Here is a 22,414-nt window from a genome sequence, read left to right as displayed (position 1 = left end):
TCTTTGTGTTACAAAACATTCTTCTGACTACCTAAGAAATTGCGGATTGTGTTATCCTTGATCATGTTTTGGCGCATCATTTCAACTAAGAGGACTCGTGCTTCTTCTACTGAAAGTGATTGAGCTTGAGAAGCGTAGATTCTTAATCGAAGTTGTTGCTCAAGTGTGAGGTCAATAGTTGTCATGATTCTGTTTCCTCAGTTCGATTTTTTTCGGCAATTAATAGGTTGATTCGATCGCGAACTTCAGCAGTTTCTCCAGTCAGCCAATTGACTATTACCTCTCTCTGGTATTTAGCCCCTGGCGCTTTCCATCCATACATCTGAGTCAGTAGATTTTGCAATTGTTCTGGGTAGTATTCATCCCACCAAATAGTTGCTATCTCTCTCAGTTTTTCAGCATCCTCCTCATCTATTCCTTCACTCTTATTCGGCTCTGCTATTGCCCCGGCGGTAGCTGCTGGTTCCGGTGTTGGGACTGCTGCGGGTGTCTCCACTGTCTCCACTGTCTCCACTGTCTCGGCTGTCGGTTCTGCCGTCGGTTCTGCCGTCGGTTCTGCTGTCGGCATTGTCGATTCTGGTGTCGGAGTTGGTGTCGGAGTTGGTGTCGGGTCTGGGGAAATCAATCCATTAAAAGCGGTTTTTTCATCAGCCGTAAGGGAGTTCCAGACTTTCTGGCGATCGGCTGCGCCTTTGCTGCAAACTTCCTTGAGCATGGTCTGAATATCAAGAGCTGTTTCTCGATCACCGGCTTTGATCGCTAGCCGAATATATTCGACAAGATCCCCTGTTTCGTCGTTTTGTTGAGGCTGCTGATCTACCTCATTTTTTGAAAATGGCTCCAAATTCTGAGGTCGATCACTAGGTTGATCACTTTGCTGTGCAAGGGATTGATCGACGCGATCAACGTGATCAACTTTCTCACCCAAACTGGGAAAATCTTTCGCTGCCGTGGAATTTTTCAAGCGTTGCGCTAACGACTTTGCTGCCAGAGCAGATATCCAATCTACGGTCGGAGCTGAAGTCTGATCGGAGCTTGGAGCTGAAGTCTGATCGGAGGTTGGATCGGAGGTCTGATCAGAATTTAGTATTTTTTCAGAAATAGGATGATCAGGTTGATCAGGTTGATCAAATGCTTCTGTAGCAGGGTGATCAACCTTACGATCGACCTCATTTTTTTGGTCGATTTCTAAAAAGTGAGGTCGATCAGCAGCCTCAACAGGGATTGAATCAACCTCAAATTCGGGGACGGGTTCAGCAACCTCAAGAGGGACGGAGACAGGTTCGGGTTCAGTTTTGCACCAAACTCGAACTCGTTTACTGGATATCGATCGCAGCTCTCGCTCCCAGCCAAATTTTTTAAGGATGGCGGAACAGCGCATCTGGTGCGATCGCTCTTGCCGACTCAGATCAACTTGGAGATGAGTGAGCAGATCACTAAGCTGAATATATTCGCGGTGTTCGATAAAATTTTCGATGACATCTTCCCAGGGATCTGAAGTTTGAAATTCTTCGGCAAGTTGCTCAGCAGTTTCCTCATTTTCATAGTCAAGGAAAGGTTCTTCACCAGATTTGTAAGCCAGCATTGCAGCAGCCCAAATCGCATCTCGCTCTTTCTTTAACAGTTTGGTATCAATGCGTTTTTTCACCGGGATTACCCAAAATCGGCGGTTGCCTGTTTCATCCGCCAAAAATTCTTGTTTGTTGGTGGTAGCAACGATGATGCTAGGTCGATCGAAATCTTCAGTATCTCGACAATATGGCGGTCTTATCGCATCTGTCCCGGTCGATAAAAACGCTTTTGTGGCAGAGACATCCCGCCGTTTGAAAATACTCTCTAGCTCTGACCATTCAATAAACCACGCTCGGTGTAGTTTCAACCGTTCATCTTTATCAGAAACAGTTCCCAGAGAATCATCAAAGTATTTGCCTCCGGCGAGTACCTTAAAAAACGTGGATTTCTTATAGCCCTGCTTTCCTTGCAGAATCAGAACTGTATCTATTTTGCAGCCTGGTTCAAAAGTGCGGGCAACAGCACCTATTAAAGTTTTGCGGACAAACTTTTCATAGATAGGATCGACAACACCAAAATATTTCTCAGCGATACTATCTAAAATCGAAGTATCTGGTGCTATTGGCAAAGAGTTTAGATACTCTTCAATTGGTGAATACTGATTTTTCACCGCTATTTCTGTGAGAATATCTTGAACATCTTCTCGACTGGATTTGACAAGAATTCCGTGTTTGATAGCGAGTTGAATGCGGACTCGATCGAGAGATACTGGTTTATCGTCAATTTCGATTCGTTTACTGAGTTTATTCAGTCGAAGTCGCTTGCCGAATTTTCTAACAATTTTTCGGTAATCCTGCATCATTCTGTCATCTGAATTTAAAATATTAAATTCAGGTGATGAATCAGAGCTAGTAGCAGAATTAGGAGAGTTACCCAAATCAGATTCTGCCTCTGCCTCCATTCGCGAAACTAAATGGTCAGGTTGCAGAGATTTGATGAATCGCCAGTATTCACCTTTGATGCAGCTCTCAATCCCGTCACTAAAATATTTTGAGATGCTGGCGATCGGGTTCGACTTAACTGCGGAATTCCAAATTTGCTCCCACTCTTGTTCATCCCAGCCACCGCCGGGGGAACAACGCCGACAAGCATCAAGAAACAGAGTGTAGGCATCCTCATTGGTTATCTGTCCCAATCGGCTGAACTCGGATTGAACTCCCAGTAAATCCCGTGCCAGTGTTGCCATTGAGGTATTTCTGAGAGTCGCTACCCCGTTTAAAAATTCTTTGTTAGGTTTTCCCAACGCACACTGTAGGGAAATTGGCATCGGCACCGGAACCGTAAGCTCTTGATACCGTTGAGATATTTGCTCCGGTCTTATTAGTGTTGCAGTTGCCGTGGCAGAACCATTGCTACTGATGGCGGATGCAGGTGCGGGTGTGGGCGTGGATGCGGATGCGTAGCACGGGCGAGGCGCTTCGCGCATCGAAACAGGCAAATCTTGGCGCTGTTGCAGTTCGAGTTGTTGCTGAGCGAGTAACTTTTGGCGTTGTTCGAGCTCTCTTTGTTTCCGAGCCAGGAACTCTTGATAGAGAATGAGGAGCCGTGAGCGCAAATCACTGTAGCTGTAGCGAGTGCCGGACTCTTCAACAAAATCGGTTTTAACGGGTTCGCGATCGGGCTTAACGTGCCACGCACCCGCTAGCCGAAAAACACGACTGGGATTTTTATTGCTCTCGTCTGCTTCCATGACTTGAATCAGAAGCACTTGCAGTTCCTGCCATTGTTCCGGTGCGATCGGCTCATCAAAAAGCCAGTAGGGCTGCATCGACTTATCACCACTAAATATGGTGAATGTTGGTTCAACGAAACCTATATCCCTCCACTTTTCAAATTGTTTAGCTAGCGAAATATCATCCCATTCACAAAAAATGGCGCAACATTGTGTGATGTCAGCATCGGTGTGTCCGCCCGATGCACCATTAACCACAATGTAAACACCACGCCCGTCTGTCTGATGATTTTCTATTGTTTCCCAGTCCACACCATTTTCTTTGCGACCTTTGTCCTTTTTTTTACGATCGTCCGAACTGTGATAGAAAAATCTCAAAAAAGCTTCACCTGGTTGATATCCCAAATAATGGAGATGTTTTTCAACCAATTCACGATCTATTCTCATAATTTTGTTACTCCTGATTGTTTCAGTGATTTGATGAGAGTTTGCAATTTGGAGCAAGAGCGTGATCGACTTCTTTGTCAAGCCGATCGCGCTCTTGCTCCAAATCCACGATTTTTTGTTGCAATCGAATGATTTTGCCTTTGTCGTCACCTACTTGTTGTTTTCCGGTTTTGGTTTCGCATTCACATTCGCAACACAAACCGTTCGTCAAACTACCCCAACGCCGTTTACCGTCCTTGTGGTAGTTCGATCGGCACCATCCGTTAGTCATAAAACTCCGTCCTTGATTTTCAGGAGACAGTTTTTTGCGGGTGCAGCTTGTCACAGGCAACAATCAGCTTTTTATACGAAGGAAAACTGTAGCTGCACATAAAGCTGTGTTTTTTGTGGGTGGTTTTGCGTTCAGGATTCTGGATGAATTTGTTGAGAAGGCTGCCAAAATAGTGGTGGCGACAGGGCTGACGCTCAAATCAAGCCCGATCGCTAGTAGTTAGCTATCTTGCGACTTGCGTATTGCGCTGATCGTAAGATTTATATAATATGGCAATAGTCGAAAAAAAACAACAGCGAGTTTTAACCCCCGTGAATCTTCGTAAAAATTTGGGATTAACCCAGAAGCAGGTAGCGGAGCTTTTGGGTATCCGTGAAGCAACCCTTAGTAACTGGGAAACCGGCAAGGTTCCCCATATTCCACCTTCTAAGATCAAGCGGATGATGGAGGTCTATCAATGTGATATAGATGCCCTGATAGAGGCTTTCGAGGGTAATAGGCTAATTTCTCATTAACTTTTGTGTTGTCTAAATTTAAAAGCTATTTGAGCTGGTGGGTACAGTTGTTGAGCCAGCTATGGGCTTAGGTGCTGTTCTTTACTTACGGTATGCGTATTGCGTCAATCGTAATTAAAGTATATGATTAGCTCATAGCCAAGTAGGACACGGTACGCCGTGTCCTAACCCCACAGCAGCCCAAACCTATGCCAAAATTACCGACAACGTTTACAAGCCTTGATTTAACGGGATTTGAGTTTGATCGCGCTCAACAATACACAGGAATCAACCGAGAAATGGTGGATTTTGCGTGCGCTGTACTTCAGAAAAACCGTGTAGGGGTAGCAGTCCGCAGTGTCAACGCAGCCCTCAAAGAAATTTACGGTATCGGAGGGAGTACCGATATTGTGTGCAAATTGGTCAAGGAATGGCGGACAGATAATCTGTCACTGATGAAAGAGGGAAAATCAGAGAAGGATTTAGCAACAGCACTTTTAGAGGCTGCGGATGATGGTTTGCTAGAAGAGTCAGACATTCCTGAAGAATATCTGACAGTTTCTCGTCAAATGGCGATCGCTAGCTATCGTTTGGCTTATCAAAAAGCAGATACGAGTGTGAGTGGCGATCGGATGAAACAGTTAGCTGCTGAAAATGAGTTGATGCGTCACCAACTCAAAGATTTTCCTCAAAATCAAATGGAGTTGAAGTTTTATCAAGCGGAGTACGAACGCCAGCGGAATGAGCTCAGGGAAGCGTACATGAATCTGAACAAGCAAAAGTTGACAGATTCTGAAGAATTTCGTCAACAGTTAGATTTGATTCAAGCCGAACGTAATGAGCTACTAGCAAAATTGTCAGTTGCTGAAAAACGTCTGATAGAAGTTGCTGAATTTGAAACCGCTTCTCGCGATCGACTCAGTGAGATATCTAAGCTTAATGGACAAATCGAAGCACGGGAACGAGAAGTGTCCAGTCTCCATTCTCAAATCCAAGCTCTGCAATCACAAGTTGGTGAGAAACAAGTCCTAGAATCTCAAATAGAACAGCTAAGAGCTCAACTTAAAGAAGCTTCGACAACAATCACTAACCTACAAACTCAACAGAAAATCAGTGGGGCTTTAGAAGTCGATCGAGAATTTGATGATTCAGATCAAGTTACCGATGCTCAGCTTATGGTTGAAAATGAAACACTCCAGGCTGATTTGTCTGATGCTCTCAAAGAAATTGACGAATTGAAAAGCATCGTGGCTAATTTATCATCGGTTAACACTTCTGATAACGTTTCTGATAACGTTTCTGATAACGTTTCTGATAACATTTCTGAAAAAACTCCCAGTAAAAGCAAGAAACCAAAACTTGCTCTTGTTCACTAGAAACAGAAACAGAAACCAAAACTCAGTAACAGCTTTTAACAACTGTTACTGAGAAAAAAAGAGAAAATTTGGGTTTCGGGGTTTGAGTTTTGAGTATTGAGTGAGGACTAAAAATCAAAACTCCTAATCACTCTCGTATCAACCAGTAATCGTCAACCAGTAATAGGGTAATTGGCCATCGCTACTTGGTAATCGGTAGTAAGTAGATAGGCGGGATTAAACCGAATAATGTAACCGTATGTAAATAGGCTTAAGTTAGCCATTAGAAAGCATTTGGACACTTTACATCGTTTACATAGTTGCGTTTTAAAGCGCCGACTTACTTAATCAGGGGATAGAAATATGATAGACCTAAAAAAAGAAATTCAGCTAATGTTGATGGCACGATTTCCTTTGTTGTGGGTAGTAAGCCCAGAAGAGGAAACCGCCGAAGAAATTTTGTGTGATATAGCAAAAGCTAAGGAAGGGCAAATCTACTTTTGGGATTTTGCCAGAGGTTGGACAGATTCGGGTACATCCAAGGGAAATCCGATGCAAGCCTTGGAGCGGATCAGCAAAGCGCCGGCAATGGAACAAGTCACTTTGTTCGTCATGAAAGACATTGCGACTTTGATTGCACCGGGTGCGAATGGGCAGATAGCAAGTAACCAACTAGCGATCGTCCGGGAGCTGAAAAATTTGGCAGTGACCATCGCCCGTGACCGTCGCTGTCTCGTCATTCTCTCCGACCAACTCCGAATTCCTCAAGAACTGCGCGAAGAAATTACGGTGGTAGATGTCTCCTTACCAGGCATCGAGGAGATATCGAAGTTGATCGATCGACTGGTTGGCAAGAATATCAAACTCAACCCGGAACAAAGGCAACAGCTAACAAAGGCTTGTCAGGGGCTGACTCGGTGCCGAATTGCCCGCGTTCTTGCCAAGTGTTTAGTTCTGGGAAAAGTTGATATTCGGGCCCTCGCTGCGGTCATCGAGGAAAAGCGCCAAACCATCCGGGAGACAGGCATCCTCGAATTTATTCCGGTTCAATCAGGTCTGGAGTTGATCGGCGGACTCGAAAATCTCAAGCAATGGGTAACAGTTCGATCGCGCTCTTTTAGCGATGAAGCCCGTGAGTATGGACTCCCCAATCCCAAGGGGGTACTGCTGGCCGGCATTCAGGGAACGGGTAAATCCCTGCTGGCTAAAACCATTGCTGCTGAATGGAAATTGCCCCTGCTGCGCCTCGATGTCGGTCGGGTCTTTGGCAGTATGGTCGGCGAGAGCGAGAACCGCATCCGACAGGTCATTAAGTTAGCGGAGGCGATCGCACCCTGCATTCTGTTCTTAGACGAAGTAGATAAGGCATTCGTAAACATTACGTCTGGCATGGATGGCGACTCTGGCACAAGCCAGCGAGTATTTGGTGCGCTCCTGACATGGATGCAAGAAAAGACCGCGCCAGTGTTTGTGGTGATGACTGCGAACCGCGCTGAAGTTTTACCAGCCGAGCTGATTCGCAAAGGTCGCATTGATGAAATTTTCTGGGTTGACCTGCCGAACCTCACAGAGCGGGAGGCAATTTTTCAAGTTCACCTCACCCGCGTCCGGCCTTCGCGAGTGAAGTCGGGAGACTTCAATTGTGGAATGCTGGCAAGTCAGTCGCCCTGCTTGTCTGGTGCGGAGATTGAGCAAGTTATCTGCGATGCGATGCAAACCGCATTCAGTGCCGGGAGAGAATTCACAGAGCGAGATTTGACTATAGCGATCACTGGCTGCGTTCCTCTGGCACGGATTGCTCAAGCACAAATTGATGAACTCAAAAGTTGGGCAATTCGATCGGGCGCTAAATCCGCCAGTATTGCCGATCGGATTGAAACACCTGCGATTTCCTACTCTCATCTGTCTCCTCTTGAGGTTGACGAAAATTAATCGCTATCAAAAAGCGAAGCATATAACTTCGCTTTTTGATAGCGATTGAGGAAATAAGTCGCTTTTACTACTCTGAAAGAAATGGCAGAAATTGAACTGGGCAAAGTATTTGCTAATCCTGATGTTAAAAGAGACGGATATCTTCTCAAAAAATTGATTCTGAGAAATAAACGTGCTATTGGATGCTGGAGTTATGGCAGATGTGGAAGCAGTAACGGTCTTTTGTGGTTACAAAATTACGCAGGCTATTACTCACCTGATTTCTGTCTGGAATTCCAATCTGAAGAAATAGCATTAGAACGGGTTCGGAAAATTATTGAAGAGTGGGACAAGAATGATAAACGTCCTACTTGGACAGTTTAATGCAAGAGTTTAAAGTTGAGGAGTTGGTCACATAAATTGAGGCAGAATATGGAACCCCATTTTGTTCATCCTTTGTCAAGCTTGGAAAGGATCGATACCAATGAAGGCAAAAAAGAAGTAATGAATAGTTGGGCATTTGCTTCAATGATTTGGACAAGCGCCGTCGCTGGTAACACAAATGCTTTAGCAATAGTCACAGAACTATTTACTAATAAAGATGAAATTCCAACTTTTTTAGAGGCTTCTAAAGCCGGAAATCAAGCAGTAATAGCTGGTGCGATCGGAATTATTGCATTTGCCATTGATGACAAATTAGCCGACGCATTTGAACCAAATAAAGGTTCAGAACATTGAAATGGTGATGTAATGCTTCGCTGTAGGGAAATGATGTTTTGAATTTGGAATCAGATTATGGCAAAACCAATGATGGATGCTGAAACACTCTCACAGAATTTGCAACAGTTTTGTGGTTCGGAACAATATTACAAGCATTGGCTTGGTTTTTCTTACACGGATGGAGTCAAATATTTAGCTGAAAATGCTCAATGTTTTTGGTTGATTGATGCGATCGGTTCTCATCAGCCCAGAGCTAACCGAATTCACCGATTAACAGAGTTTCAACTTTGGTTCCTTCATGTCGGAAATGCACATGAATTTATTAAGCCCCAAACAGGTAATGCTGCCGTTTTGAGTTGTTGGGAAGATACACCGAACCCCGGAACTGAACCTGTGATTATTCAACAGATAGAATATACGAATTTTCCCTTGCCTGAAATCAAGCTTTATATGGAAGAGAAAATCCTTCTGTTGCCTAATGAAAATTAAGCATTAAAAGCCTGTCCAGTCTTCTACCACTGGAGACTGGGCAGACTTTTGCACTACATCATTTAACTAACATTGGAAACAAATCAAATGACTATTAGCCAAGAAAACTCCGTAATTACACTCCAAAAAAAGCAAAAACAATGGAAAGCATTGCAGGCAGATGTTGACCTAATTATGATTGAAGCAATCACTAATCAGGTCACAACAGTCGATTTCGCGATAAAAGTTTGGGTAAATGCAGTTCAACAAAAAGCGCCTTATGTAGCGCTCGCCTGTCGCATGATTCACCACAGCACAAATTTTTAGGGAGACGAAATGTTGCAATTTCTGCGATTTCTAGCTAAGGGAACTCTTGAAAAAAATGAGTCGATCGCACAATGGGCAGTGGATTTGATAAATCAAGGTTTAGTTATCAGCAACAGTCTCAAACAGAAAAACTAAATGGCAAACTTGAAATGCAAAATCTGCAACGGTCAGCTAATTTTTTTGGGTCAATTAGGATACTTGAGACACTTTCAATGCCGACATTGTGGAATGAGTTTTAGCAGAAAGCCGAAAATTGTCAGAGACGAATTCGACCGCATTATTTCTGTCAAATACTAATTATGCAACTGACACAAACAAAACAATGTGCTAATTATCCGTGGAAAGTAGACCGAGATTTGAGCAAAATTCCTGGCTATAACCGGGACAATCACTGCATTTTGAATGGGACGATCGCCAATCCAGACATTGATATTTCAGAAGTTATCCACCAAGTAACAACCTCTATGCGAATAATGGGTTGTCACTATTCTACGGATGAGAAACTGCTTGAATGTGTGGGCTGGATTTACAACCAACTTCGCAACAATAATCTAGCTCTGCGACTTGCATTAATGCGATTATCTCAGATAAAAAAGCTTGAAATTGATGGCGCACAACGGGCAACTTTTGCTGAGACTTTAAAAGACTAACTCATTCATTGTCCCCACTCTTAGGAAACTTAGATGTCACATTTAACTCACATTTAACTCAAATCAAAACTCAAATCAAGAATCCGATCGTCCTACAAGACATTCTTCAAAAAATGATTCAGTCTGAGCTTAATGGAATTCTCACAGGAGCCTATTTGGAAACTAACAGCCATATCCATGACCCTTTCGGCAACAGTAAGCTAGCAGAGTTTGTTATTCGCCGTAAACAAAGCTATCAGGGTGGTTATGACTTTGGCTTCAAATTAATAGAAGGGACAGACGAATACGAGTTTCTAACTCGTGATGGTTCCATCCATGCTGCCAAGAAATTTATGGAGCAACTATTACCTTGGTATGCACGGGAAAATACTCTATCAGTATTGAGAAGTCAAGGGTTTAATATTGAGTCTCAAACTGAAGAAAATGGAGAAGTTGTCATAATTGCTGGTAAGTGGTGTTAATTGTTAAAGAAAACCACAGTTAGTCGGTGAGGGCTTCGCCATAAGGCGTTAATGAAATTACCATACACCATAGCGAGGAAACAGAAATGTCTCAACAAATTAGTGAACAAATCAGAAATCAGTTTAAGCAAATTGTGGATAGTGCTAATCAACGGCGCTTGACTATCAGAGAGTTTGCGATCGAAGTTTGGGATAATACGGTTTTAGAGGATGCTAACTATCTAGCATTCTCAAGTTTTCTCTTAGAAAAAGTGACAGGTTTGCAAGCACAACCCCACATTGAGGAAATGGTAGCAGCAACTCTATCCGGTGATTTAGAGACAACTCAAGCAGCTATAACTGTGATATCTCATGGATTAGTTGAGTATGAGAAAACTCTCACTTAACTTAATGCTTCGCTTTTAAGGTTTGAGGAAAGTAATCAATATTGATTACTTTCCTCTTAATTTAGTGCAAAACTCAGATTAAAAATCATGGAACACCGTACAGAAGTAGTACAAGAAGCTGAAAGAATTCAAATAGAAGTTGATAAAATCTTTGAAATGGCTCGATCGAATAACTGGAGTTTGGAACAATTTGCGGTCAAAGTTTTAGCGGGAGCTACAGAATTTGACTTGGGATATTTTGCAATTGGCGCTCAACTTATTCAAAACGTCACAGAAATTGATGGCAGAAGTGCGATCGAAGTTCTCAAGTTTTTGATTTTCAAAGTTCAGCAGCAGGATACTTTGAGAATTAAACAAGCGCAAGAGATGTTCTTTCGTGGATTAGTTATCAATAAAAACAGAGCTGAACAACGGTTGGCAGAAGAGCAAATGTCGAAATAAACCTAAACCTCGAAGGAAAGGAGAAATTAGCCATGTCTGACACGAAAAATATGAAAGAAGAGAAAGCATTTTTACTTGTCCGCCGACAGATTCAAGGATTATTCAGAGAGGCAGAAATTCAAAACTGGTCATTTCAGGATTTTGCTGTGAAGGTTTGGTTAGGGACAATTCTTGGACTTATCCCAGAAAAAACTCTAGCCTCAATATTAGTTGAGAAAGCAGCTAATATTCCAGCAGCCGAGACTTATAAACTTATTGATGATTTAGCTGCTCAATCAAGAGAAGGGAAAAAAGAAGCGATGCAACGTGCAGTCAAATTACTTTTGGATGGTTTACTCATCATCAACAATCAAATTGGGGTAGCTAAATGAAAACTTACAAACCTGATGACTCGGTTGGACAACTGAAACTATCGATCGCACTCCATCTGATACCAAATCTGCCACCCATTCCACATCAGGATTACAGACTGATAGTTGTAGATGCCCCCTGGGCTTACTCACTCAGAGAAACAGACAAGACTCACCGGGGCCGTTGCAGCTACCCGTCCATGAGCGATGAGGAAATTCTGAAAATGCCGATTGGTGCGATCGCAAACACCGATGCCTATTTGCTGCTATGGGTGACGAACAATCATCTGCCACTGGGGTTTAAATGCTTGGAGAAGTGGGGATTTAGCTACAAAGCTATCTTTACCTGGGTGAAAACCACTCGTGCTAGCACGCTCAGAGAACCCAAGGCATCGATCGGCATTGGTCATTATGGCAGAAACTGTACCGAGCATTTTCTGGTAGCCACTAAGGGCAATCCAGGGACTTTCTCAGCCCACGGACTGACCAATATTCCTAACACCATTTTTGCCCCTCGAACACAGCACTCTGAAAAACCCCAAGAATTCTGGACAGTTGCCGATCGACTAGCTCAGAAATTAGATGGTTCAAGGATTGAGTTATTTGCTCGATCGAAACGCGATGGTTGGGATAGTTGGGGTGCTGAAGCTAATTTGCCTAGTGCTTCGCCAAGCGAGGAATGACATGAAGTTTAGGTGTTGATATGTTCAAATTCATAATTGTGGCAGGTAGATTTTCCTTTGATGTAGCGAAAACTGTCAATCTTCTTTTCTTAGGAATTGATGGCAAATGGATTGATAATCTTGACGATGCAAGGGTATTTGATGATGAAGCCAGTGCATTAGTTCAGTTAAACCAATGCCTCAAACCTAATTCTTTTGAGGTTTCTGTTCTTAAGGTCTATTGGAATGATGTGAACAAAGACTGTCTTTCACTTCACTAATAGCACTTGAATACTTTCCCTAGTTTTTCATCGAAATTACTAGGGTTAAGTCTCTCCGTTACTGCTTCGCTTTGAGATGTTGATTTGTTCTCTCATATTTACCATCATGACAACCGTTCATAACGACTGCACAACGACAGAATCAGAATCTAATGATTTGCCAGAGATTGTTGAAAACGGATTTGTTACGGTCAGCGACTTTTTCGCATATCAGCATGAGTCGATCGTCACCGCAATGAAAAATAGTGACATTCCGCATCAGATAGAGTTTCATCCTCATAATGAGAAAATGCTGTGGAGAGAAGGTGCTTTCAGAGTCTATGTTGCTCCAGAACATCTTGAAGCAGCCAGAGATTTGTGTAGAGCTACACAAACAACCCCCGTCAACTAGAAATTACTAGCAAATAGCGTAATTACTGGGTCGCTCCCAGTCAACAATACCATGCCATCCAATTCTTCTGATCCTTTAACCAATTTGCCTTTCCCGACTAACAAGGAAATTGATGTACCCAGAATTTATCTTCAACAAGAAAGTTCATTTGAGGGTACTTGGATTGATGCTATAAACGCTTCTGAAATGCAGAAAAATATTGACTACATTCAGACTTCAGTTGAGGGCTGTGTCAAAATTACTTTATTTCAGAGATTTCAAAGCGTTGAGTTTCTAATGACACCAGAAATGCCAATACCGTTTATTGCACAAGTAGGTAAAGGAATTTTCAAATATGGCAAACCATTTTGTGTCTATTTCTCCTTCTATGAGCATCGGCAAGAACCAGAAATCTTGAAAAACTTTCAAGAAGATTACAGAGGTTGTTTCGATCGCACTGAGGATTTTGTCAAAGAAATTCTTACCAAAGAAGGCTTTGATTTACAGTTAAAACGCAACAACCTTAGCTGGCAGCATCTCAATTTCGACGAAATTATCCGAGATTGGTTCTATTCGACAAACGGAATTTATCGCCGGATGTTGGATGAAAAAGTTTACATTTTCAAACGTCCTTAATAGCGTAATTACTGGTCGCCCCCAGTTCTAACAATGGTTTCACCTAAGATTAATATTGCCGGATTGCACAAAGTATCTGATTTTCCGTTGAATGAACATCAAAAAGTTGTTGATGTCGTGAAAATAATGCCTCATCAGCTAGAGTTTTACGTCTATCAAGGCAAGTTTACCCTTTACGTTCAAGCCGAAGATATTGAAACAGCAAAAATATTGTTGGAAATCTCAATTGAATAATAGCGTTAGTGCTTCGCTATAGGATATTGATTGATTTTATACGTTGTTTACTGGAGCCAAAATGTCACGATTTTACGCTTTAATCAACTCAACAGGAATTCAAGAAGTAGAAGCAACTGAAGTGCCAACGGTTGCTGAAATTCAAAAACTTGTAGGAATTCCAGACGAAGAAGCTTTCTTTGAAGCGGTCTATGGCTGTTATTCTGACCAATCACTCGCTGTTTTGGTTGATGATGACTTCTTGCCGAAGGCTGATCAGCCAACTATGCTTACTCCAAAGCGTGTCATCCTTCAGGGACAAGTTCTCGTTGTGGCGATCGATCCACAAATTGAAGATTTCTGCTTGCTCACTAAACAGCAGGTAGAGTTGGTGAAACGAGAAACCAAACTCTATCAAGCACATTCACGTTAGCACGCTTTGGATCGATCGATAGTCAGTAACTAGCATCAATTTCAGCGCATTTACGGGGGAGTTGCGCCCCACATCACATTAATCAGGTAATAGCAATGGTAGATGCCACATACCCCACAGAATATGACGCGGTACTCGGCAGTCAAGTCTTAGTTCCCGAAGGCGCTGCGGTGCTCGGAGGTTTATTCGGTGTCAGGAGCCGTTTAGCATCATCTCATCTGGCATCCAAAATTGGTGCCATGTCTGAAGCTTGCAAATATGGTGAGCCTGGTTTTGATTTGATGGTTCAGTTTTTGAAAGATAAGTCGATCGACCCAGCAGTAAAAAAGGCTGGGAAAAATAGCGTTGCTTCAATGTTAAACGATACTTTAGTGACTGATGATTTGGGATGGTATCTTATTGGACATGGACAGTTATATCCTGAGAGCAAAATAGATACTTTGCGATTAGCTTGTGAAAAACTTCTTGCTTACATAAACACATTCTACGGCAAAAGAAAATGGTATTTCGGCGGAGGCTACAGCTATATCACCTTTTCTCAAGTTCAAAATTGGGAATGGGCTAAAGGCAACAGAAAAACTTTAAGCAATTCAATCAACTACTTAGTACAAATTCTTTCAGCAGAAAAGCTGAGAAGAGTAATAATTTTGAATTTTGTTTACTACTGCCAAACATATTATGATATTGGTATAGCCTATCAGAAGGAAGTACCTAGAAATAAGTTTCCTGACAATATTGAACCGAGATTGTTAAGTCAAGGCATTTATCACAGCTTACTTCCTTGGTTTGAAGAAAGTTTAGAAAGACTAATTGCGTCTTCATTTGAAGATTTGGTCATTGAATAATTAGCTAGCTTCGCTTTGAGATTGTGAGTGATTTAAGGAGAGAAATAATGCCAAGTTTAAAAGCTTTGATGATGTCTCTGGCAGGCAAACCCAAACCTAATCCAGCTCAAGCGGTTTGGGTGGTCAATTGTCCCCCGCCAGAACATGATGATTTTGCTGGAGCGATCGGACAAGCTGAATGTGAACTTGAAGATAAATTCCGATTCGACAGAGATGGCGTTTTTCTTGGCACTACAGCTTCCTTGACGGGTTCGATCGGACACCTTACTGCTGAAGAAATTGATCGGGATTGGGAATCTGTTTGCAGGATGATGAATTGGTAGGGTAGCTATGAAAACTCAACTTGATGAAGTATCGATCGGACAGGTAGCGTTAGTTCGCTGTGTATCGACTGTCCTTTACAGTGCAATACACCGAGAATATCGACTGTTTCCAGTTTTGCCGATATTGCCCTATGAGCCACACTCGGATGCAAAAATCATTCAGTTCCCTGACCTGCATCTGCATTATGACTACCGCTTCTGGTCTGACAAATTGATTGAAGAGGTAATGTATTCGATTTATAGAACCCCTGATGATTGGGCATCTCGGGTTCAACTTGAGGAGGACGTGATTAATAAACCATTTCTGAAAAAGATGGTTTGCCTTAAACAAATGCCGTTCATCGGTTCCTATTACAATTTCATGTCTGATTTGGAGGAAGCTTACCAAAATCATGTTTTGGTTGATGATATTTGTCCACACCAGGGCTATAAAACTTTTCCGAGTTCGATCGATGGCTGTGACAGAATTTGTCCCGGTCACGGACTCGGTTTCCGAGACGGCAAAGTTTGCTCTCGACTGGGCAACAACGGCGGATGAGGTAGAGCTGAAGAGCTGAGGTATAGCCGAGGTATAGAGTCAGCGCAGGGGTCGCAGATTTGCCACCCCTGACTGTTGATAGCTTATTGCAAAGTCTAAGCTTCGCTGTAAAGTAGTGATTCACGCTTCGGATCGATCGTACTATGCACAGCCCAGATTTTTCAATACCTCAAGAAGTCGAAAACCAACTGAGAATATGTCCTGTAACTGAAGAGGCTGTATGGCTCAACGAGGAAGGACAGCTTTTACCTTGTGAGGTCAAGCATGAAGTCGTTGCCCCTGAATTTTTACCGGGCAATGCCGCCAAATTGGTTTTCTTCTCTCAACAAAAGTATGTGACGATGCGCTACGCGCCCGCAAGCTACGGAAAAACTTCAATCAAACTCTATCAGACCAAGGAAAGTGCTTGGGAAAGTGCTTGTCTTGACGCTGTTTCTGAATTAGGTTTATCAAATACTCAGATTATTATCCAATCGATCGTTACTCAGATCATCAACAAAGCTACCAAATTGATTCACTCTTTAAATTGGTGGTTTATATAACTGTTTCTTGTTTCTTGTTTCTTGTAACGTTTTTAGTAATGTTTTTAGTAATATTTATAGCAATATTTCTAGTAAGATTTTGCTTCGCTTGTGAGGGTTTGAGATGGAGGATTAAATAATGGTAGAGTTCGACATAGAACATGGTACTTGGGAAAGCAAAGATGGCAAACTGGTAAAATACACAAAAGAAAGTTACCAGCTTAATAGCTACGATGATTGGAGCCAGTATCATCTGCAAATTACCAGATGGCCAAAAACTACGTCAATTGAGATTGTAGTGATTAGTGGTGATCAAGGATATGACTCTGAGAGCCGATGGTCACATTCCGAAATTTATCGGTATATCAAACTGCCTCATGCAGAATTTGAGGCAAAAAGAGATGAACTAATTCAGAAGGTTGTCCAACGAGCAAATCAAGACTTTGGTTATATAACATTTTAAGAGCGCATATCTGGGTCGCTCCCAGAATTTCACTATGTACGACCAAAGTAAGTTAACGCTGGGCAAAATTATTAAAAATGCTCGGCAACACTACGGGTTTAGCCAGAAAGATTTGTGTAAATTGCTGATTATGCCGTCAGACAGTTTTGAGACGATCGACCGCTGCCTGCTAGCAAAAATCGAAAACAACCGAATCGACATTCGATCGAGTGAGTATGACTGGCTGATATCCAGGATTGCTGTAATATTTGCCCTCGATGTTGTTTGGCTTGAAGAAATTCGTCAACAAACCGAAGTTGAGCCTCTGGATTTAAGCCAAGCCGTATCAGCATTTCCCATTTACTTCAATCGCAAAATCTATAACCTATAAAACAGTGTATCTGCATCGGATGGTGGCGGAACAAACCATCAATCGTAAGCTCAGACGGGCGTGATGTTGTTCATCACCGGGACGAGGACATATCTAATAACTCGCCAGAAAACCTGGTGATTTGTTCTAGTCCTTCTGTTCACGGACGATACCATGTCCGTTCTCTGAGACAAAAACTTGAAGTCGAGCGAACTCTGATTCAAGTAGGCGATTTGTGGCTTTAAATCAACAGCTTACTCAAATAAGTTATTCCAGTTCCAGTAAACCATTTTGGGTATTTCCCTGAAAACACAACACACGATTCTTGCCGTTACAACAGCTTTGACCGTCGCACTAGCAGCAACCAGTCCTCTATTTACTTCAGGCAAAGTAACTGAAGCTAGCCAAGTCGATCCATATCTTGGGGAATATGATGAAGAGTCATATCCGATCGGCATTCAAATTGAAGAACTAGAAGGCAATCGTAAAAAGTCACAGTAATGCTTCGCTTTAAGGTGGTGTTGCTTTTCTCAATGCTATGAACTTAAAAGAATTAGTTCGGTTTCTGAAATATGAAGCCGACCTCCCTAAGTTTTTCCAGACTTCTGCCAATTACTACCATGAAAATCAAACACTACCTTCACAAACTGAAAGCCAGAAAATCAAGGTAGCTTTAGCCGTCAGCGATCAAAAAGAAGGTCAGCAGCCAAAGAGTAATGATCCACTCTATCAACAAGCCTATCAAATCGCTCAGTCTATTTAGTTGGAGCTGATAAGTAGATGGAAGGCATTAATATCTGGTCTGGCTCTGATATTGGAATTGGTGCAGCTTTGACCAATCCCACAGAGCTAGCTTTCCGAAAGAACAAAATCAAAAATCATTATCCGGTAACATTCAATGGCGTGAATTACCGTGATGCTGAATCTGCCTATCAAAAGCACAAAAGCCCTGATATGCAGGAATCGATCGAGATTATGACGGAAATCATTGTGTGCAAGTTACAGCAACATCCGCGACTGTTTGAAGAAATTACCAAACGAGGCGGTGTTGATTGGCTTAAGCGATGTCGTCACATTGTTGGAGTCAGAAATAGTCGTTGGGAAGGTTACGGATTGGAAAGCAATTTCATCCTGTGCCTGATATTTGCGTATCAACTGTGTAGTGAATAGCGTGATTGCCGGGTCGCTCCCGGTCTTAAATTATGTCTAAGCCTAAGTCTGAAATCAAGTTTGCGATTCTTAAAGCGAGTTATTGGGTTGGCGATGCTACTGAATATGGCTGTGTTTTCTGGCTCCTTGAAACGCAATAAAAATGGACTGAAGACTTTGAAGCAGCCCATTTCTTCGATACTCGATCGGATGCTGAAGAACGTTTAGCTGAAGAAAATCGTACTTCTGAAAATCCTCACAGTTCCATTGTTGAGGTTGAATTGTACCGGGATTAATAACAATGAAAACTACATTTTACTGGTCGAATTGGAAATTTACGATAGAAAGCTCTTGTTACTACGATGATTCACCAGGCAATGTATTTCAGCTAGAAGCAATCGTTATGCCAGAGCTTGAGTTGGTAGCTAAATCTGAACTCAAAGGCTGCAATCGTTAGCGAAGCCCTCGAAGAGGATCGCTAGCCGAACAAGCAGCTAAGTCAATGGTTGTGTGCGACAACAAAATTGATGAAAAATATTTCCTGAAAACTCTTTTTAGTTAATAATGCTTCGCTCTGAGGTTTTGAGTTAATGAGTTTAATCAGTTAAGGAGTAAGAATCATGACAATCACAGTCGAACAAATCAAGTTAATAATTGCGGGTGCTGAAGAAACACTGCGTCTTTTGCAGGATCAGCCAGAGTACCAGGAAATCGAAAGCAGTGAGAATTTTGTCACACAAAACGAGTTAGTTTTGGCGGATGCTATTCAGGCACTGAGTGAAATTTATCAGGCGATCGAAGAATCTGAATGCGATATGGTCAATAATCTCCCTCGTTACCAACTTGATACTTAAGATATTAGCGCTGTTGCCGGGTCGCTCCCGGCAGTCGGAGGTTTGATATGTTTCATGAAAAATTTGCTATTTCAGAAGCCACATATTCGTCTGATCAAAAAAGAGGTTGGATTGAATGGTTGACGGAAAATGATACTTGGACTGACAAGTTTAATGATGCAGCGTTTTTTGATGAAGAAACGGCAAAAGTTAAACTTGAAGAAACTTTAAACCTTAACCAAAGACCTGGTTTTGGGATTTGTCTTTCAATGGTCAAAGTTTGTTGGCATGAACCTGACAATAATTAATTAGTGTATTACCGGGTCACTCCCGGCAGTCTCATGAAATCGAAAACTGTTGAGTGGAATCCCCCCACTGCTGAAGAAGTTTCTGTGAGATTAGTCGAATCGAAAATGATTGCGCTGACATTCCGTATGAACAGTGGCAAGTGTTAATCTCGGCTCTGGCAGCAGTTTTTCAAGCCCATAAAGATTGGTTTGAGGAAGTTCGGAAACAAACCCATACCCCAACTTTGGACACTTCTCAAGCAATTTTCCCCGTTTCTCTAGAAGATCCATGAGCTATCAAACCGTTTATTTGCATCGTGTAATTGCCGAACAGACGATAGGACGCAAACTCAGACCCGGTGAAGTTGTCCATCACCTTGACGGGGACAAAACCAATAACTCACCAGAAAACTTGGTGGTTTGTTCAAGCGCATCAGTGCATGGGCAATATCACATCTGGTCACTGCATCAGAAAATGGAAGCCGATCGACTGGTTCGGCAAGGCGATTTGTGGTTCTGAGGAAAGTCCACGCCTCCCTCACAGTACGGATGCGTGGGTCTGCCGGAACCTGGCTATTCGCCCATTAGCAGATTGCACAGCCACCTTTGAGCTTATTGAGTTAATGGCGGCAGATTCGGATTAAATCTATTGCCCCGTAACAATTCCTGAGAGTGAGCGCAAATCCGACAGTCTGGGAGAAGCTTATGATAAGGCAATTGGAGTTATCCCCAAAACAATGACAAACCCCGAACCCACTGACTATGCTGCTCTTATCCGCGCTGTGACTCCCAACAGCGAACGAAAGCATCCTGAGTGGCTAGACCCTGGACAGCAGCTCTTTTCTCCCCAGTACGGACAAGGCGAGGTTAGGTCTTGGATGGGTAACACACTTATAGTGAAGTATCCGGGCCACTCGATTCCCGTTCTATACAAAGATTGGCAGCAAGCGGTTGAAAGGAGTGAAATTGCCCCTAGGGAGGCATCTAAAACACCTGAATCCTCATCCGAATCTGAAGAAAACGGGACACATGAAGTAAACCCTACCAGCTTTTCTCAGGTAAGTGCAGCAGAAATTGCCGCTATTCCTCAACCCAAATTTAGGGCGATCGCTCTGTTATCGAAGTGAAAGTAAATTCTAAGTTGTCAGCAGTCAATGTCAACTTCAACCCTGTCTTGATTCTCCCACAGGAATTCTGCCAATAAGCGAAAATCTTCAACGGTGGGCTTATACTAAAGTCTTCTAGCAAATCTGACCTTGCTTAGCAGCAGTAGAGTGACCAATAGGGTTACTGCCAACCCACCTTTCATCCACTGGTTCCGATGCCAATTGATAACGGCTGTCCGAGGAGAGTCGAATAGAAGGAGAATGGTTATCCAAACTGGCATGAATGGTAAACATACCAAAAATCAGAACATCTCCAGCCTCAAATTCGGAACTCAACCAACGTCCTCCGTATTTACAGCGCAAAGAAACCGGGTTTTTGGATAAGGCTCCATCCCACCCTTTTTGATTGGAGGCATACAAAGGGGCCGTTTTTCTGTTGGCACAATAGCGATCGACATCTTTACATCCATAGCTATTTTTAATAGTCTCTAGATGATGAGAATTTTCCAAAATCATTAACCCGCCTAATTCCCAAGGAATATCGCCTAATGGAGTCCAAGCCGTGTAAAGCTTGTCAGTTCCCCGTCCCATATACACAATGTCACAATGAGCGTAAGTTCCTTTTCCTGGGGCGACGGCTCTAAGCCAGGTGTAATCGTAATGCCGGACTTGACCGCCTAAAAAAGTTCCAAAAAATTCCATCATCCGTCCCGAATAAAGCAGTGTTTTCAGTGTTGAACTCCTGGTTGCTAAATCGGGACGGAAATGTATGTTTAATCCAGGTTTAGCGATGCAATCTAGAACAGGGCTTGAGAGTTCCAAGCTTCCCTCAGCAGCTAAACAAGTTGCAATTTCCTGACGAGCTTGCCAAACCTCTTGAGAGTTAAGAAAGGCTTTTAAGTATAAGTAACCGTCTTGTTGCATCCTCCGTCGCAATTGCTCTGGCCCTCCGAGTACATCGGAGGAATCCCTTAGATAACCAAAAGCCTCCTCACGGCAATCTAGTTCATAACCTAGGGAACTTAGGGCTGTTTTTGTTTGCCTAATTAGCATCGTGGCTACCCGTTTAAGCCGGGACAGTAGAAACTTCAGTATTCAACAGATGTGCTGGATAATACCTTTACTTTCCAGGATTATCCGTCAGATATGCTAGATAACGCCCTAGTTTTAAAGGATTAAACAGAAACGAAAGCAGGTTAAGTCCGGGTTCTTGGGTGCTATCCGTCACTTTTGCTGGATACCACCCCCGATATCGGTCTTCTCCAAGATTAACCTATGTCGCAACCTACCGCTCCTATGTGGCTCTGCCGCTTGCTGGAAGCAGAGCCTTCGCAAATCATGCCAAGGCGGAGTATTGGAACGAGTGCGATCACCTCTCTAGAACCAAGTAAACCTTCAGACTTAACATCTGCACTTAAAGCTTCTTGAAGTATCTCGCAACTGGGAATAGCTCGAAGCCCGCCTTTTCATAGGTGTGACGCGCTCTTTCATGACCGGGATCGCCCCCAGTTTCAACCATCGCCACAGACATCCCAGCAGTGGGGGGAACGGAGGATTGAGGGATTTCAATGCCCCTGGGCTCACGATTGGGTATTCTGCTCGTCTAGCTCTCTCCTGCATTTACTGGAAGCGGGCCTTGTAAGCATTACTAAATTCACTGCGGATTCACGGCATTTGTAGGTAGCATTTCGCTCGGCTTTCCCAAACAAAGAATACCGAGAGCAATGGTCGCTCCCGGTATCAACTTTTCCAGTTCCGTTGTTGTTAAGTAAATCCAATCAGGCTCAATGAAAGGAAAATTTGCGGGTCTTCTGGGTTTGCGGTGATAAGAAAGACTAATTAGAAAAGCAAGCTAATAGTCGATCTCGAAAATTGTCAAA

Annotated in this window: 36 protein-coding genes; 32 read left to right on the top strand and 4 right to left on the bottom strand. The window is 42.8% G+C overall.

Features of this window, described 5'->3' with window-relative positions:
- Positions 1-8: 8 nt before the first annotated feature.
- Genes QUA99_RS26465 through QUA99_RS26455 form a run of 3 tightly spaced genes read right to left on the bottom strand, consistent with a single transcriptional unit; the run spans position 9 to position 3,962 of the window.
- Positions 9-185 (bottom strand): NblA/ycf18 family protein, encoded by a 177-nt coding sequence (locus tag QUA99_RS26465; protein WP_333242361.1) that lies wholly within the window; start codon positions 183-185, stop codon positions 9-11.
- Positions 182-3,691 (bottom strand): virulence-associated E family protein, encoded by a 3,510-nt coding sequence (locus tag QUA99_RS26460; RefSeq protein WP_333242362.1) that lies wholly within the window; start codon positions 3,689-3,691, stop codon positions 182-184. The genes QUA99_RS26465 and QUA99_RS26460 overlap by 4 nt, the downstream gene beginning before the upstream one ends.
- Positions 3,692-3,713: 22 nt before the next feature.
- Entirely contained in the window at positions 3,714-3,962 is a 249-nt protein-coding gene (locus QUA99_RS26455; protein ID WP_333242370.1) for a hypothetical protein, read from the bottom strand.
- A gap of 269 nt (positions 3,963-4,231) precedes the next feature.
- On the opposite strand from QUA99_RS26455, the gene QUA99_RS26450 reads away from it, so the two are divergent.
- The 32 genes from QUA99_RS26450 to QUA99_RS26295 all read left to right on the top strand — a co-directional run bounded on the left by QUA99_RS26450 (position 4,232) and on the right by QUA99_RS26295 (position 20,555).
- Positions 4,232-4,477 (top strand): helix-turn-helix transcriptional regulator, encoded by a 246-nt coding sequence (locus tag QUA99_RS26450; RefSeq protein ID WP_333030444.1) that lies wholly within the window; start codon positions 4,232-4,234, stop codon positions 4,475-4,477.
- A gap of 188 nt (positions 4,478-4,665) precedes the next feature.
- Positions 4,666-5,832 carry a hypothetical protein gene (locus tag QUA99_RS26445; RefSeq protein WP_333242372.1) on the top strand — a complete coding sequence of 389 codons (1,167 nt, stop codon included), beginning with the start codon at positions 4,666-4,668 and terminating at the stop codon, positions 5,830-5,832.
- A 342-nt stretch (positions 5,833-6,174) separates the two neighbouring features.
- Positions 6,175-7,743 carry an AAA family ATPase gene (locus QUA99_RS26440; protein ID WP_333242378.1) on the top strand — a complete coding sequence of 523 codons (1,569 nt, stop codon included), beginning with the start codon at positions 6,175-6,177 and terminating at the stop codon, positions 7,741-7,743.
- A gap of 81 nt (positions 7,744-7,824) precedes the next feature.
- Positions 7,825-8,106 (top strand): hypothetical protein, encoded by a 282-nt coding sequence (locus tag QUA99_RS26435; protein WP_333242380.1) that lies wholly within the window; start codon positions 7,825-7,827, stop codon positions 8,104-8,106.
- Positions 8,107-8,154: 48 nt separating this feature from the next.
- Positions 8,155-8,460 (top strand): hypothetical protein, encoded by a 306-nt coding sequence (locus QUA99_RS26430; RefSeq protein WP_333242382.1) that lies wholly within the window; start codon positions 8,155-8,157, stop codon positions 8,458-8,460.
- Between the two features lie 69 nt (positions 8,461-8,529).
- Complete coding sequence (locus tag QUA99_RS26425) at positions 8,530-8,931, top strand: DUF6876 family protein (RefSeq protein WP_333460478.1); 402 nt, start codon at positions 8,530-8,532, stop codon at positions 8,929-8,931.
- Positions 8,932-9,018: 87 nt separating this feature from the next.
- On the top strand, positions 9,019-9,237 hold the full coding sequence (locus tag QUA99_RS26420; RefSeq protein WP_333242391.1) for a hypothetical protein: 219 nt from the start codon (positions 9,019-9,021) through the stop codon (positions 9,235-9,237).
- Between the two features lie 9 nt (positions 9,238-9,246).
- A complete protein-coding gene (locus QUA99_RS26415; protein ID WP_333242393.1) occupies positions 9,247-9,372 on the top strand; it encodes a hypothetical protein in 126 nt (41 codons plus the stop codon).
- Between the two features lie 164 nt (positions 9,373-9,536).
- Positions 9,537-9,887 carry a hypothetical protein gene (locus QUA99_RS26410; protein WP_333242396.1) on the top strand — a complete coding sequence of 117 codons (351 nt, stop codon included), beginning with the start codon at positions 9,537-9,539 and terminating at the stop codon, positions 9,885-9,887.
- A gap of 8 nt (positions 9,888-9,895) precedes the next feature.
- Positions 9,896-10,348: a DUF1257 domain-containing protein gene (locus QUA99_RS26405; RefSeq protein WP_333242399.1), complete on the top strand. Its 453-nt coding sequence runs from the start codon at positions 9,896-9,898 to the stop codon at positions 10,346-10,348.
- An 86-nt stretch (positions 10,349-10,434) separates the two neighbouring features.
- The gene (locus tag QUA99_RS26400; protein ID WP_333242402.1) at positions 10,435-10,734 is read left to right on the top strand and encodes a hypothetical protein; all 300 of its coding nucleotides are present in this window, start codon (positions 10,435-10,437) and stop codon (positions 10,732-10,734) included.
- Positions 10,735-10,821: 87 nt separating this feature from the next.
- On the top strand, positions 10,822-11,175 hold the full coding sequence (locus QUA99_RS26395) for a hypothetical protein (protein ID WP_333242405.1): 354 nt from the start codon (positions 10,822-10,824) through the stop codon (positions 11,173-11,175).
- 32 nt (positions 11,176-11,207) lie between these two features.
- Complete coding sequence (locus tag QUA99_RS26390; protein WP_333242408.1) at positions 11,208-11,546, top strand: hypothetical protein; 339 nt, start codon at positions 11,208-11,210, stop codon at positions 11,544-11,546.
- A complete protein-coding gene (locus QUA99_RS26385) occupies positions 11,543-12,208 on the top strand; it encodes an MT-A70 family methyltransferase (protein WP_333242410.1) in 666 nt (221 codons plus the stop codon). Before QUA99_RS26390 ends, QUA99_RS26385 begins: the two co-directional genes overlap by 4 nt.
- A 38-nt stretch (positions 12,209-12,246) precedes the next feature.
- Positions 12,247-12,468, top strand: a complete 222-nt coding sequence (locus QUA99_RS26380; protein ID WP_333242413.1) for a hypothetical protein — start codon at positions 12,247-12,249, stop codon at positions 12,466-12,468.
- 106 nt (positions 12,469-12,574) lie between these two features.
- The gene (locus QUA99_RS26375) at positions 12,575-12,859 is read left to right on the top strand and encodes a hypothetical protein (protein ID WP_333242415.1); all 285 of its coding nucleotides are present in this window, start codon (positions 12,575-12,577) and stop codon (positions 12,857-12,859) included.
- A 51-nt stretch (positions 12,860-12,910) separates the two neighbouring features.
- Positions 12,911-13,474 (top strand): hypothetical protein, encoded by a 564-nt coding sequence (locus QUA99_RS26370; RefSeq protein ID WP_333242418.1) that lies wholly within the window; start codon positions 12,911-12,913, stop codon positions 13,472-13,474.
- A 33-nt stretch (positions 13,475-13,507) separates the two neighbouring features.
- Positions 13,508-13,708: a hypothetical protein gene (locus tag QUA99_RS26365; protein ID WP_333242421.1), complete on the top strand. Its 201-nt coding sequence runs from the start codon at positions 13,508-13,510 to the stop codon at positions 13,706-13,708.
- Positions 13,709-13,769: 61 nt separating this feature from the next.
- Positions 13,770-14,120, top strand: coding sequence for a hypothetical protein (locus QUA99_RS26360; protein ID WP_333242424.1), 351 nt, complete (start codon positions 13,770-13,772; stop codon positions 14,118-14,120).
- A 95-nt stretch (positions 14,121-14,215) separates the two neighbouring features.
- Positions 14,216-14,965, top strand: coding sequence for a hypothetical protein (locus QUA99_RS26355; protein WP_333242427.1), 750 nt, complete (start codon positions 14,216-14,218; stop codon positions 14,963-14,965).
- Positions 14,966-15,012: 47 nt separating this feature from the next.
- On the top strand, positions 15,013-15,288 hold the full coding sequence (locus QUA99_RS26350) for a hypothetical protein (protein ID WP_333242430.1): 276 nt from the start codon (positions 15,013-15,015) through the stop codon (positions 15,286-15,288).
- A 7-nt stretch (positions 15,289-15,295) separates the two neighbouring features.
- Positions 15,296-15,826, top strand: coding sequence for a hypothetical protein (locus QUA99_RS26345; protein ID WP_333242432.1), 531 nt, complete (start codon positions 15,296-15,298; stop codon positions 15,824-15,826).
- 143 nt (positions 15,827-15,969) lie between these two features.
- The gene (locus QUA99_RS26340; protein WP_333242434.1) at positions 15,970-16,368 is read left to right on the top strand and encodes a hypothetical protein; all 399 of its coding nucleotides are present in this window, start codon (positions 15,970-15,972) and stop codon (positions 16,366-16,368) included.
- A gap of 118 nt (positions 16,369-16,486) precedes the next feature.
- The gene (locus tag QUA99_RS26335) at positions 16,487-16,810 is read left to right on the top strand and encodes a hypothetical protein (protein ID WP_333242437.1); all 324 of its coding nucleotides are present in this window, start codon (positions 16,487-16,489) and stop codon (positions 16,808-16,810) included.
- 34 nt (positions 16,811-16,844) lie between these two features.
- Positions 16,845-17,180 carry a helix-turn-helix transcriptional regulator gene (locus tag QUA99_RS26330; protein ID WP_333242440.1) on the top strand — a complete coding sequence of 112 codons (336 nt, stop codon included), beginning with the start codon at positions 16,845-16,847 and terminating at the stop codon, positions 17,178-17,180.
- Positions 17,181-17,450: 270 nt separating this feature from the next.
- Positions 17,451-17,660: a hypothetical protein gene (locus tag QUA99_RS26325; protein ID WP_333242443.1), complete on the top strand. Its 210-nt coding sequence runs from the start codon at positions 17,451-17,453 to the stop codon at positions 17,658-17,660.
- Positions 17,661-17,697: 37 nt separating this feature from the next.
- A complete protein-coding gene (locus QUA99_RS26320; RefSeq protein ID WP_333242446.1) occupies positions 17,698-17,922 on the top strand; it encodes a hypothetical protein in 225 nt (74 codons plus the stop codon).
- Between the two features lie 17 nt (positions 17,923-17,939).
- Positions 17,940-18,329: a hypothetical protein gene (locus QUA99_RS26315; protein WP_333242450.1), complete on the top strand. Its 390-nt coding sequence runs from the start codon at positions 17,940-17,942 to the stop codon at positions 18,327-18,329.
- 599 nt (positions 18,330-18,928) lie between these two features.
- Complete coding sequence (locus QUA99_RS26310; RefSeq protein WP_333242453.1) at positions 18,929-19,162, top strand: hypothetical protein; 234 nt, start codon at positions 18,929-18,931, stop codon at positions 19,160-19,162.
- A 47-nt stretch (positions 19,163-19,209) separates the two neighbouring features.
- Positions 19,210-19,449 carry a hypothetical protein gene (locus tag QUA99_RS26305; RefSeq protein ID WP_333242456.1) on the top strand — a complete coding sequence of 80 codons (240 nt, stop codon included), beginning with the start codon at positions 19,210-19,212 and terminating at the stop codon, positions 19,447-19,449.
- 268 nt (positions 19,450-19,717) lie between these two features.
- Positions 19,718-19,948: an HNH endonuclease signature motif containing protein gene (locus QUA99_RS26300; protein ID WP_333242458.1), complete on the top strand. Its 231-nt coding sequence runs from the start codon at positions 19,718-19,720 to the stop codon at positions 19,946-19,948.
- Between the two features lie 217 nt (positions 19,949-20,165).
- Positions 20,166-20,555: a hypothetical protein gene (locus QUA99_RS26295; RefSeq protein ID WP_333242461.1), complete on the top strand. Its 390-nt coding sequence runs from the start codon at positions 20,166-20,168 to the stop codon at positions 20,553-20,555.
- A 114-nt stretch (positions 20,556-20,669) separates the two neighbouring features.
- Here QUA99_RS26295 and QUA99_RS26290 read toward each other — a convergent pair whose 3' ends face one another.
- Positions 20,670-21,587 carry a phytanoyl-CoA dioxygenase family protein gene (locus QUA99_RS26290; RefSeq protein WP_333242464.1) on the bottom strand — a complete coding sequence of 306 codons (918 nt, stop codon included), beginning with the start codon at positions 21,585-21,587 and terminating at the stop codon, positions 20,670-20,672.
- Positions 21,588-22,414 lie beyond the last annotated feature (827 nt).

Source organism: Microcoleus sp. F10-B2 (assembly GCF_036704965.1).
Lineage (GTDB): Bacteria > Cyanobacteriota > Cyanobacteriia > Cyanobacteriales > Microcoleaceae > Microcoleus.
Note: the sequence above shows the minus strand (reverse complement) of the source record. Positions and strands in the feature narration are given on the sequence as shown.